Origin of the sequence: Pseudoxanthomonas kaohsiungensis (genome assembly GCF_010211765.1) — a bacterium.
Taxonomy (GTDB): Bacteria; Pseudomonadota; Gammaproteobacteria; order Xanthomonadales; family Xanthomonadaceae; genus Pseudoxanthomonas; species Pseudoxanthomonas kaohsiungensis.
Genome location: NZ_PDWO01000018.1, coordinates 1 through 10,793, shown reverse-complemented (window position 1 = coordinate 10,793; position 10,793 = coordinate 1). Strand labels below are relative to the sequence as shown.

Sequence of the window (10,793 nt, the reverse complement as noted above, 5' to 3'; positions counted from 1 at the left end):
TGGCCGCAGGCCTGGCCGTGGCCCGCCGCCGTTTGCGTGATCCAGTCCACAGATCACGCTTCCCACACACGCGCCATCGCAGGATCGGCTCAACTTCCCGCGGTATCCGCCGAAAGCGTGGCTGAAGGCCGGTTCCTCCGACCGGCAAGGAGCCGCAGATGCGCGCCTGCAAAGCTTTCCTGGCCCTGGCTGGCCTGGCCCTGACGATCGGCGCAGTGCATGCGTCGAGCCAGCAGGCCACCCTGCGCATCTCGATGACAATCGTCGACCGCTGCGATGTCCGCAACGGCGGCGCCAGCCCCAGCGTGGACTGCTCGATCGGCGTGCCCTGGACGGTCGCACCCGCAGCGGCAGCAGCAGCTTCGCTCGTCGCCGATGGCAGCGCCAGCCGGCACTTCCCGGTCCCGGCCAGCGGCCCGGCCGACGGGGCGCGGGTCACCACGATCGTGTTCTGATGATTCGCGGCAGGGCCACGCTCCGGCTGTTCACGCTGGCCATCTGGCTGGCGGCGGCCACGCCTGCCACCTCCGGCGACCTGCGCCTGGAGCCGGTCAGCCTCACCCTGGGGCCGGGCGAGGAAGCCACCAGCCTGTGGCTCAGCAATACCGGCCGGCAGCCCCTGCAGGCCCAGGTCAGGCTGTTCTCCTGGACCCAGGACGGCGGCGGCGAAGTGCTGCAGGCCACCCGCGAGCTCGCAGTGAGCCCGCCGCTGCTGGAAGTCCCGCCGCTGGGTCGGCAACGCGTCCGCGTGGTCCGGCTGGCCGGGTCGACCATCTCGGCCGAAACCGCCTATCGCCTGGTGGTCGACGAGCTGCCCCCGGACAGTCCCCCTGCTGCCGGCGGCCAGGCATCGCTGCTGCGCTATTCGATCCCTGTCTTCATCCAGCCCTCGGCGGCTGCGAAGCCGCGACTTAGTGCCAGAATCGACGAAGATGCCGCAGGGAACCGCCTCCTGCGCCTGCAGAACAGTGGCGACCGGCACGCCCGCGTCGCCGCGCTGGCCTACATCGGCACCGGCGAGCGGCGCCATGCACTGGCACCGAACCTGGCCGGCTATGTCTTGGCCGGCCGCTACAAGCACTGGCCCCTGCCGGCGGACGCAGGTCGCCCGCCTTACGGGCGTTTCGAGGCCGACGTGGATGGCGAGCCCGTGGTCCTGGTCCCCGAGGCAGACCTGCTCACCGGCCGTTGACCCGGGTTTGCCCCCGCCCTACCGGCCCGGCTATAATCCCGCGGCTTTCCCCAGCTCCCGTCCTCTGGCGGGGCCGCCCACGCCGGGCGGGAAGCGCCGGCCCCGTCCGGTCCCGGCGAATACACACCTGACGCCACCCTCCGTGCCGGGGTGCCCGGGCTGGAATTCCAGCTGCGGGTTCGGACACGGAAGCGCCAGGGAGGCCCAACCCCGGAATCGTCTGCTGCGCGCCGCCATGGCCGCACATCCCCGCGCATCAGCCGAAACCACGGCACGCGCGGAGCGGTTCCACTGCCAGGAGTTACAGCAATGCCCCAGATCACCATGCGCCAGATGCTCGAAGCAGGCGTCCACTTCGGCCACCAGACCCGTTACTGGAACCCGAAGATGGCCCCGTACATCTTCGGCGCGCGCGGCAAGATCCACATCATCAACCTCGAGAAGACCGTTCCGCTCTTCTCCGACGCGATGAACTTCATCTCGGCCATCGCCCAGAAGCGCGGCACCATCCTGTTCGTCGGCACCAAGCGCAGCGCGCGCGAGGCGATCAAGGAAGAAGCCGAGCGTTGCGGCCAGCCGTACATGACCCAGCGCTGGCTGGGCGGCACCCTGACCAACTTCCGCACCGTCAAGCAGTCGGTGTCGCGCCTGAAGGAGCTGGAAGCGGCCGAGACCGACGGCACCTTCGAGAAGCTGGTCAAGCACGAAGTGCTGGGCCTGCGCCGCGAGCGCGAGAAGCTGGAAGCCTCGCTGGGCGGCATCAAGGAGATGAACCGCCTGCCCGACGCGCTGTTCGTGATCGACATCGGCCATGAAGACATCGCCATCAAGGAAGCCAAGAAGCTCGGCATCCCGGTGATCGCGGTGGTCGACACCAACTACGACCCGGCCCTGGTCGACTACGCCATCCCGGGCAACGACGACGCCATCCGCGCCGTGCAGCTGTACGCACGCGCCGCCGCCGATGCGGTGCTGGAAGGCAAGGCCGCCGCGCCGCACGCGGCCACCGTCACCGAGGGCGACTTCGCCGAAGGCGACGCCGAGAAGGCCCCGCGTCGCGCCCCGGCCAAGAAGGGCGCGCCGCGCAAGGACAAGGCCGAAGGCGGCGAAGCCGCGGTCGCCGAGTGACCCACCCCGGCGGCCGCCACGCGGCCGCCACTCCGCCGGGCGGCCGCACCTGCGCGCCGTCCGCGGCCCGGGCCTGGCGCCCGGTACGCGCCGCAGGCGCTGCCGGCCGCCGGCCCCGCTCCGCGCCGCGGAGCCACATTCATCACATAACGAGGTAAACCCGTGGAAATCACTGCTTCCCTGGTCAAGGAACTGCGCGAGCGCACCGGCGCCGGCATGATGGAGTGCAAGAAGGCGCTGACCGAGAACGGCGGCAACATCGACGCCGCCGGCGAGTGGCTGCGCAAGTCGGGCCTGGCCAAGGCCGACAAGAAGGCCGACCGCGTCACCGCCGAAGGCCGCATCGCCGTGGCCCAGGCCGGCGGCAAGGCCGTGCTGGTCGAGATCAACTCCGAGACCGACTTCGTCGCCAAGGACGCCAACTTCATCGCCTTCACCGACGCCGTCGCCGCGGCGGCGCTGGCTGCCGGCGCCAAGGACATCGAATCGCTCAAGACCGCCAAGCTGCCGTCGGGCGAGACCGTCGAAGAGGCCCGGGCGGCCGCCATCGCCAAGCTGGGCGAGAACATGCAGGTCCGCCGCATCGTCGCCATCGACAGCGCCCACAACGTGGCCGCGTACGTCCACGGCGGCCGGATCGGCGTGCTGGTCGAGGTCAACGGCGGCGACGCCGAGCTGGCCCGTGGCATCGCCATGCACGTGGCCGCGATGAACCCGCCGTACAACAAGGCCGCCGACGTGCCGGCCGAGTTCGTGCAGAAGGAAAAGGAAATCGAGCTCGCCAAGATGTCCGAGAAGGACAAGTCCAAGCCGGCCGAGATCCTGGAGAAGATCATCTCCGGCAAGATCAACAAGATCGTCAACGAAGTGACCCTGTACGGCCAGCCGTACGTGCTGGACGGCGACAAGACCGTCGAGCAGGCGGTCAAGGCCGCCGGTGCCGACGTGGTCGGCTACCAGCGTCTGGTGGTCGGCGAAGGCATCGAGAAGGTGGTGGAGGACTACGCCGCCGAAGTGGCCAAGGCGATGCAGGTCTGACCCGACCCGCGACGTCCAGCCGCCGCAAGCAAGCAGGAAGGCCGCGGGAATCCCGCGGCCTTCCTGCTTTCCGGCCCGGGCGACGCGCGGCGCCGGCAAAACTGCTGACCGACGCACGCTTTTGCCGGCATACTCCGGCTGATTACCGTCCCGATCGCACCTGATGCACCCCGACCTGGAAGCCCACCTCCTGCATTGCCGCAACCTGCCGTCACCGCCGGCAGTGGCCTTGCGGATCATCGAACTGGCGCAGGACCCGGGGGCGGACCTCAATGCGACGGCGCAGGCGATCGGCGTGGACCCGGCGCTGACCGCGCGGATGCTGCGGGTGGCCAATTCGCCGCTGTACGCGGGCAGGCGCCGGGTCGACAACCTGCCGCAGGCCCTGACCCTGCTCGGATTGAACGCCACGATCAGCCTGGCCCTGGGCTTCTCGCTGGCCCAGGGAATGCGCGGCAGCGGCGACGCCCGCGACCAGGAGCGCATCTGGCGGCGCAGCGTGCTGGCCGCGCGCCTGCTGGGCAACCACGCCGGCGTCAAGCGCCTGGAAGACCTGATGCTGGCCGGCCTGCTCCAGGACATCGGCGCGCTGGCCCTGCTCCAGGCCAAGCCGGAGGAGTATCCGGCGCTGCGGGCGCAGGCGGACGGCAACGACGCGCTGCTGTCGCTGGAACGGGCCGCCTTCGGCGCCGACCACGCCGAGGTGGGCGCGTGGCTCGCACGCCACTGGCGCCTGCCCGCGTACCTCGCCGATGCGATCGACGGCAGCGAGTCGGCGCCGGTCGCCGACGACGCCTTCCAGGCCTGCGTGCAGGCCTCCGGCGTCATCGCCGACCTCTGGCTGGCCGAAGGCGACGTCGACGCGCTGCGCGAACGCGCGCTCGCGCTGGTGTCGGCCTGCGCCGCCGACGGCACCCGGCTCGACGACCTCCTGGTACGGATCGCCACCGCGCTGCCGGAAATCAGCGCGATGTTCGACGTCCACATCGCCCATCCCGGCCACCTGGCCGCGATCGCCGACCACGCCAAGGAGCTGCTGATCCTGCGCAACCTGCGCGAGATCCAGGATGCCGCGCGCGCGCGCAGCGAGGCCCAGGCATCGGAAGCGCAGGTGCGCCAGCTGACCGAGCAGTCGCGGCGGGACCCGCTCACAGGCGTCTACAACCGGCTGCAGATGGAGGAGGTGCTCGAACGCGAGTTCGCCACCGCCGTCGCCCTGCAGCAACCGCTGTCGATCGCGTTCATCGACCTGGACGACTTCAAGCACATCAACGACCGCCACGGCCACCTGGTCGGCGACCGGGTCCTGCACCAGTTCGCGCAGACCCTGCAGCGCATGCTGCGCAGCACCGACCTGGTCGCGCGCTACGGGGGCGAGGAATTCCTGGTCGTGCTGAGCCATTCCAACGAGGCCTCCGCGTCGCGGGTGCTGCAGCGCATCCTCGAGGAAACCTCGCGGATGCCCATGGCGGAGGTCGACGGCAAGCCGCTCTACGTGACGTTCTCCGCCGGGCTGGCCACGCACGGCACCGGCCGCCAGTTCGCCGATGCGCGCAGCCTGCTGGCGGCTGCCGACGATGCGCTCTACGGCGCCAAGCGCGAAGGCCGCAACCGGGTCAGCCAGCACGGGCAGTGAACGGCCGCGCGCGAAGCGAGCCGCACGCCGGGCCTTTCCGCTAGAATTCCCGCGCCCCCAACCCGCCCCCGAGACCGCCATGTCCGAGCTCGCCTACCGCCGTGTCCTGCTGAAGCTGTCGGGGGAGGCGTTGATGGGGGCGGAGGACTACGGCATCGATCCGGTCGTGATCGGCCGCATCGCCCGCGAGATCATGGAAGTACGCGAGGCCGGCGCCGAGATCGGCCTGGTGATCGGCGGCGGCAACATCTTCCGCGGTGCCGGCCTGGCCGCCTCGGGCATGGACCGGGTGACCGGCGACCAGATGGGCATGCTGGCCACGGTGATCAATGCGCTGGCCATGCAGGACGCGCTGGAGAAGCTCGGCGGCAAGGTCCGGGTCATGAGCGCGCTGAAGATCAACGACGTGTGCGAGGACTACATCCGCCGCCGCGCCGTGCGCCACCTGGAGAAAGGCCGCATCGGCATCTTCGCCGCCGGCACCGGCAACCCGTTCTTCACCACCGACTCGGCCGCTGCCCTGCGGGCGATCGAGATCAACGCCGACCTGCTGCTCAAGGCGACCAAGGTCGACGGCGTCTACGACCGCGACCCGAAGAAGCACTCCGACGCGGTCCGCTTCGAGGAGCTGGACCACGACGAGGTCATCGCCCGCGACCTGCAGGTGATGGACACCGCCGCCTTCGCGCTGTGCCGCGACCACGGCATCCCGCTGCGGGTCTACGACATCTCGGTGCCCGGCAACCTGATGCGGATCCTGCGCGGCGAACGCGTCGGCACCCTGGTCCGTTCGCGCCGCTGAGCCGCGGCGTCGGCGGACCGCGGGCGGTCGCCGCCCGCGCCGCGCCGCGGGCGATCCCCGTATAATCGGCCGATTCACGCGAACGGACGGAATACGGCGATGATCAACCAGATCAAACAAGACGCGCAGGCCCGCATGACGAAGAGCATCGACGCCCTTCGCCACAACCTGGTCAAGGTCCGCACCGGCCGCGCCTCCACCGGACTGGTCGACACCATCCGCGTCAGCGCCTACGGCAGCGAAGTGCCTTTGTCCCAGGTCGCGGCGGTGTCGGTCTCCGACGCGCGCTCGCTGGTGATCACCCCGTGGGACAAGGGCATGGTCGGCGCGGTCGAGAAGGCGATCCTGGCCTCGGACCTGGGCCTGACCCCGAACACCGCCGGCACCACCATCCGCCTGAACCTGCCGGCGCTGACCGAGGAACGCCGCCGCGAGCTCACCAAGGTCGTGCACGCCGAGGGCGAGGACACCAAGGTCGCCATCCGCAACATCCGCCGCGACGCCAACCAGCACGTCAAGGACCTGCTCAAGGAAAAGCAGGTCACCGAGGACGAGGTGCGCAAGGCCGAGGACGACATCCAGAAGATCACCGACAAGGCGATCAAGGACGTCGACGAGGTGGTCAAGGCCAAGGAACAGGAACTGATGGCGGTCTGAGCGGTCTGCTCACGGCATGACTGCCCCTCCCGCCACCGCCGGCGCGCCCGTCCCCCGCCACCTGGCGGTGATCATGGACGGCAACGGCCGCTGGGCCCAGCGCCGGCGCCGCCCGCGCGCGATCGGCCACCGCGCCGGTGCGCGCGCGGTCAACCGGGTGATCGATTTCTGCCTGGAGCGCGGCATCGGCGCGCTGACCCTGTTCGCCTTCTCCAGCGAGAACTGGGGGCGGCCGGAAGAGGAAGTCGGCGCGCTGATGAAGCTGTTCCTCAACGCGCTGGAGCGCGAGGTCGACGAACTGGACCGGCGCGGCGTGCGGGTGCGCTTCATCGGCGAGCGCGGTCCGTTCGCCGAGCCGATCCGCGCGCGGATGGCCGCCGCCGAGGCACAGACCCTGCGCAACGAACGCCTGCACCTGGCCATCGCCGCCAGTTACGGCGGACGCCAGGACATCGCCGCCGCCGCGCGGGCGCTGGCCGTCGAGGTGGCCGCCGGCCGGCTGCGCCCGGAGCAGGTCGACGAGGCGGCCGTAGGCGCGCGCATGGCCCTGGCCGACCTGCCGTCCCCGGACCTGTTCATCCGCACCGGTGGCGACCACCGGGTCAGCAACTTCCTGCTCTGGCAGCTGGCCTACACCGAACTGTGGTTCACCGAGACCCTGTGGCCGGACGTGGACGCCGGCGTGCTGCAGCAGGCCCTGGACGACTATGCCGGGCGCGAACGCCGCTTCGGACTGACCAGCGCCCAGATTGGCGCGGAGACGACTCCATGACCCGCACCCGGGTGATCGCCGCGCTGGTCATGGCGCCCGCCGCGATCGCGGCGATCCTGCTGCTCCCCACCCCCTGGCTGGCGGCGCTGGCCGCGCTGGTGATGCTCGCCGGGCTGTGGGAGTGGCTGCGGCTGGCCGGGATCGACGACAGCCTGCCGCGGACCGTTCTGGTGGGCCTCAACCTGCTGCTGATGGTGCTGCTGGTGTGGGCCTCGCGCGGCGATGACGGGTTCTCGCCGGCGCTGTTCCAGATCGTCACCCTCGCCGGCGCCCTGGCCTGGCTGCTGGCCCTGCTGTGGCTGTGGCGGCCGGGCTTCACCGCTGGCGACCGTCCCTGGACCCGGGCCTTCAAGCTGGCCGCCGGCACGGTCGCAGTGGTGCCGGCCTGGTGCGCGCTGTGCCTCATCCACTCCGGCGGCTTCACCGAGCTGGCGCCTGCCGCGGCCGCCATCGACGCCAGCGGCCACCGCTGGCTGCTGGCCGCCCTGGCCCTGGTCTGGGCGGCGGACTCTGGCGCCTATTTCGCCGGTCGCCGCTTCGGCCGCCACAAGCTCGCCCCGACCATCAGCCCGAACAAGACCATCGAAGGCGCCATCGGCGGCCTGGTCGCCGGCCTTGGCGTGGCGCTGGCGTTCGGGGCCTTCGCCGGCGCGACCGTGGCCCAGCTGCCCCTGCTGGCGCTGGTGGCCGCGGCGACGGTGCTGGCCTCGATCGTGGGCGACCTGGTCGAGAGCCTGCTCAAGCGCCAGGCCGGGGCGAAGGACTCCGGCACCCTGATCCCGGGCCATGGCGGCGTCCTCGACCGCATCGACGGCGTGCTGGCAGCCCTGCCCGTGTTCGCGATCGGCAAGGAGATGCTCGGCTTCTGAAGCCGGCCACCGCCATGCCGCCCGTCGCCGACATGACACCCGCCGCAGGCCTCCGCCAGGTCGCCGTCCTCGGCGCCACCGGCTCGATCGGCGCCTCGGCGCTGGACGTGATCGCGCGCTATCCGCAGCGCATGCGTGCCAGCGTGCTGGCCGCCGGAAGCAACACCGGGGCGCTGCTGGCGCTGTGCGCCGCCCACCGGCCGGACCATGCGGTGATCGCCGATCCGGCCGGGCTCGCGCCGCTGCGCGACGGCCTGCGCGCCGCCGGCCTGGCGACCCGGGCCCATGCCGGCGACGAGGCGCTCGAGGCACTGGTGGCCGGACCCGCCTGCGACACCGTGGTGGCCGCGATCGTCGGTGCGGCGGGGCTGGGTTCGACCCTGGCCGCCGCGCGCGCCGGCAAGCGCCTGCTGCTGGCCAACAAGGAGTCGCTGGTGCTGGCCGGCGAACTGGTGATCGCCGCCGCGCGCGCGTCCGGCGCGGAAATCGTGCCGATCGACAGCGAACACAGCGCCGTGTTCCAGTGCCTGCGTTCGTGCCGGGCCGAGGGCGTGCGGCGGCTGGTGCTGACCGCCTCCGGCGGCCCGTTCCGCGGCTGGGACAGCGCGCGCCTGGCCACGGTGACCCCGGCACAGGCGGTGGCGCATCCGAAGTGGTCGATGGGGCCGAAGATCTCGGTCGATTCGGCCACCCTGATGAACAAGGGCCTGGAAGTGATCGAGGCCCACCACCTGTTCGGCCTGGCGGGCGACCGCATCGACGTGCTCGTGCATCCGCAGAGCCTGGTCCACGCCCTGGTCGAGTACGTCGACGGTTCCACCCTGGCCCAGCTCGGCCTGCCGGACATGCGCACCGCGCTGGCGGTGGGCCTGGGCTGGCCCGAGCGCATCGACTCGGGCGTGGCCGGCCTGGACCTGCTGGCCGAGGGCAGGCTCGAATTCGAAGCCCCGGACCTGGCGGCCTTTCCCTGCCTGCGCCTGGCCCGCGAGGCGCTGGTCGCCGGCGGAACCGCGCCGGCGGTGCTCAACGCGGCCAACGAGGAGGCGGTTTCAGCCTTTCTTCAGGGCCGGATCGGTTTCCTAGGCATCCCCGCGCTGGTCGAGGACACCCTCGCCGCATTGCCCGCGGCGCCAGCCGGTTCGCTCGAAGCGCTGCTGGCCGCCGATGCGGAAGCGCGCCGCTTCGCCCGCCAGCACCTGCCCCCCATGCCCTCCGCCGGGATCCGCACCGCATGAGCGCCACCCCGTCACCCGGCGTTCCACGCCAGAGCCGCGCCCATGGGTGATTTCATCGGCTCCATCTGGTGGCTGGTGGTCAGCCTGGGCGTGCTGGTCACCTTCCACGAATACGGCCACTACTGGGTCGCGCGCCGTTGCGGCGTGGACGTGCTGCGCTTCTCGGTGGGTTTCGGCAAGCCGCTGTGGTCGCGCCACAACCGCGCCGGGACCGAATTCGCCATCGCCGCCATCCCGCTCGGCGGCTACGTGAAGATGCTCGACGAGCGCGAAGGCGAGGTGCCGGTCGACCGCCAGGCGCATGCGTTCAACCGCCAGGGCGTATGGCGCCGGATCGCGATCGTCGCCGCCGGACCGGCCGCCAACCTGCTGCTGTGCGTGGCCCTGCTCTGGGTGATGTTCATGGTCGGCCGGCAGGACTACGCCCCGGTCGTGGGCCAGGCCACCGGCATCGCCGCCCAGGCGGGATTCCAGCCCGGCGACCGCCTGGTCGAAGTGGATGGCCGCGGGGTCGGCACCTGGACCGAGGCCGCCATGGCCATGGCCACGCCCGCGCTGGACCGCCGCGACATCGACGTCACCGCCGAAAGCGCCACCGGCGACACCCTCGTCCGGACGCTGCGCCTGTCGCAGCTGCCGGCGGACCTGGACGAACGGCGGATCCCGGAGCAGACCGGCTTCACCTGGCGTTTCCTGCTCGCCCCGGCCCGGATCGACGCGGTCCGCGAGGACGGTGCCGCGGCGGGGGTGCTGCAGCCCGGGGACCTGCTCCTGGCCGTCGACGGCGTCCGGGTGGACTCGGCCGGCGAGGTCTCGCCCCAGGTGCAGGCGCTGGGCCTCCGGGGCGGCCCGGGGATGGTCGAGGTCGAGCGCGACGGCGACCGGCTGGCGCTGGAGCTGCAGCCCCGGGCCAGCACCGATCCGGCGCGCGCCGGACAGTGGGAGCTGGGCATCGTCCTGGCCGCGCCGCAGGCCCCGGCCTACGACGCCGTGCAACGCTACGGCCCGCTGGCCGCCCTGCCCGCGGCGCTGCGCGAGACCGGCCGGCTGGCGTCCGACTCGGTCGGCATGATGCGCCGGATGCTGACCGGGCAGGCCTCGGTCCAGAACCTGTCCGGGCCGGTCACCATCGCCCGCGCCGCCAACGCCTCGGCCAAGCGCGGCGCCGACTGGTTCCTGTATTTCCTCGCCCTGCTCTCGCTGAGCCTGGCGATCATCAACCTGCTGCCGATCCCGATCTTGGACGGCGGTCACCTGCTGTATTACCTTATCGAGTTGGTCAAAGGCAGCCCATTGAGCGAACGCGCGATGGCGGCCGGGCAGTACGTCGGCCTGGCCTTGCTGGCCGGACTGATGGGACTGGCCTTCTACAACGACATTCTGGGCCTGTTGCCGCGATGACCGACCGCCAGACCGGCTCCCGCCCCCACCCTGTCCCTTATACCCACCTTATGCCTCCTACGA

General features: G+C 71.4%; 11 protein-coding genes. All 11 read left to right on the top strand.

Annotated elements, in window-relative coordinates:
- The first annotated feature begins 158 nt into the window (after positions 1 to 158).
- The 11 genes from CSC66_RS15440 to rseP all read left to right on the top strand — a co-directional run bounded on the left by CSC66_RS15440 (position 159) and on the right by rseP (position 10,730).
- The gene (locus CSC66_RS15440; protein WP_162378310.1) at positions 159 to 455 is read left to right on the top strand and encodes a hypothetical protein; all 297 of its coding nucleotides are present in this window, start codon (positions 159 to 161) and stop codon (positions 453 to 455) included.
- Entirely contained in the window at positions 455 to 1,192 is a 738-nt protein-coding gene (locus CSC66_RS15435) for a fimbrial biogenesis chaperone (protein ID WP_162378309.1), read from the top strand. Before CSC66_RS15440 ends, CSC66_RS15435 begins: the two co-directional genes overlap by 1 nt.
- Before the next feature lie 309 nt (positions 1,193 to 1,501).
- Positions 1,502 to 2,320 carry a 30S ribosomal protein S2 gene (rpsB, locus tag CSC66_RS15430; RefSeq protein ID WP_162378308.1) on the top strand — a complete coding sequence of 273 codons (819 nt, stop codon included), beginning with the start codon at positions 1,502 to 1,504 and terminating at the stop codon, positions 2,318 to 2,320.
- A 162-nt stretch (positions 2,321 to 2,482) separates the two neighbouring features.
- The gene (tsf, locus tag CSC66_RS15425) at positions 2,483 to 3,358 is read left to right on the top strand and encodes a translation elongation factor Ts (protein ID WP_162378307.1); all 876 of its coding nucleotides are present in this window, start codon (positions 2,483 to 2,485) and stop codon (positions 3,356 to 3,358) included.
- 163 nt (positions 3,359 to 3,521) lie between these two features.
- Positions 3,522 to 4,994, top strand: a complete 1,473-nt coding sequence (locus CSC66_RS15420; RefSeq protein WP_162378306.1) for a GGDEF domain-containing protein — start codon at positions 3,522 to 3,524, stop codon at positions 4,992 to 4,994.
- Between the two features lie 79 nt (positions 4,995 to 5,073).
- Positions 5,074 to 5,796 carry a UMP kinase gene (gene pyrH / locus CSC66_RS15415; protein WP_162378305.1) on the top strand — a complete coding sequence of 241 codons (723 nt, stop codon included), beginning with the start codon at positions 5,074 to 5,076 and terminating at the stop codon, positions 5,794 to 5,796.
- 99 nt (positions 5,797 to 5,895) lie between these two features.
- Positions 5,896 to 6,453 (top strand): ribosome recycling factor, encoded by a 558-nt coding sequence (gene frr, locus CSC66_RS15410; RefSeq protein WP_162378304.1) that lies wholly within the window; start codon positions 5,896 to 5,898, stop codon positions 6,451 to 6,453.
- Positions 6,454 to 6,469: 16 nt separating this feature from the next.
- Positions 6,470 to 7,225 carry a polyprenyl diphosphate synthase gene (gene uppS, locus CSC66_RS15405; protein WP_162378303.1) on the top strand — a complete coding sequence of 252 codons (756 nt, stop codon included), beginning with the start codon at positions 6,470 to 6,472 and terminating at the stop codon, positions 7,223 to 7,225.
- The gene (locus tag CSC66_RS15400; protein WP_162378302.1) at positions 7,222 to 8,094 is read left to right on the top strand and encodes a phosphatidate cytidylyltransferase; all 873 of its coding nucleotides are present in this window, start codon (positions 7,222 to 7,224) and stop codon (positions 8,092 to 8,094) included. The genes uppS and CSC66_RS15400 overlap by 4 nt, the downstream gene beginning before the upstream one ends.
- Before the next feature lie 32 nt (positions 8,095 to 8,126).
- The gene (gene dxr, locus CSC66_RS15395) at positions 8,127 to 9,329 is read left to right on the top strand and encodes a 1-deoxy-D-xylulose-5-phosphate reductoisomerase (RefSeq protein WP_162378301.1); all 1,203 of its coding nucleotides are present in this window, start codon (positions 8,127 to 8,129) and stop codon (positions 9,327 to 9,329) included.
- A 42-nt stretch (positions 9,330 to 9,371) separates the two neighbouring features.
- Entirely contained in the window at positions 9,372 to 10,730 is a 1,359-nt protein-coding gene (rseP, locus tag CSC66_RS15390; protein WP_162378300.1) for an RIP metalloprotease RseP, read from the top strand.
- Positions 10,731 to 10,793: the final 63 nt, after the last annotated feature.

Coding starts and splice junctions, on each gene's coding strand:
- CSC66_RS15440 (WP_162378310.1), top strand. CDS start 159: ATGCGCGCCTGCAAAGCTTTCCTGGCCCTGGCTGGCCTGGCCCTGACG.
- CSC66_RS15435 (WP_162378309.1), top strand. CDS start 455: ATGATTCGCGGCAGGGCCACGCTCCGGCTGTTCACGCTGGCCATCTGG.
- rpsB (WP_162378308.1), top strand. CDS start 1,502: ATGCCCCAGATCACCATGCGCCAGATGCTCGAAGCAGGCGTCCACTTC.
- CSC66_RS15420 (WP_162378306.1), top strand. CDS start 3,522: ATGCACCCCGACCTGGAAGCCCACCTCCTGCATTGCCGCAACCTGCCG.
- pyrH (WP_162378305.1), top strand. CDS start 5,074: ATGTCCGAGCTCGCCTACCGCCGTGTCCTGCTGAAGCTGTCGGGGGAG.
- frr (WP_162378304.1), top strand. CDS start 5,896: ATGATCAACCAGATCAAACAAGACGCGCAGGCCCGCATGACGAAGAGC.
- uppS (WP_162378303.1), top strand. CDS start 6,470: ATGACTGCCCCTCCCGCCACCGCCGGCGCGCCCGTCCCCCGCCACCTG.
- CSC66_RS15400 (WP_162378302.1), top strand. CDS start 7,222: ATGACCCGCACCCGGGTGATCGCCGCGCTGGTCATGGCGCCCGCCGCG.
- dxr (WP_162378301.1), top strand. CDS start 8,127: ATGACACCCGCCGCAGGCCTCCGCCAGGTCGCCGTCCTCGGCGCCACC.
- rseP (WP_162378300.1), top strand. CDS start 9,372: ATGGGTGATTTCATCGGCTCCATCTGGTGGCTGGTGGTCAGCCTGGGC.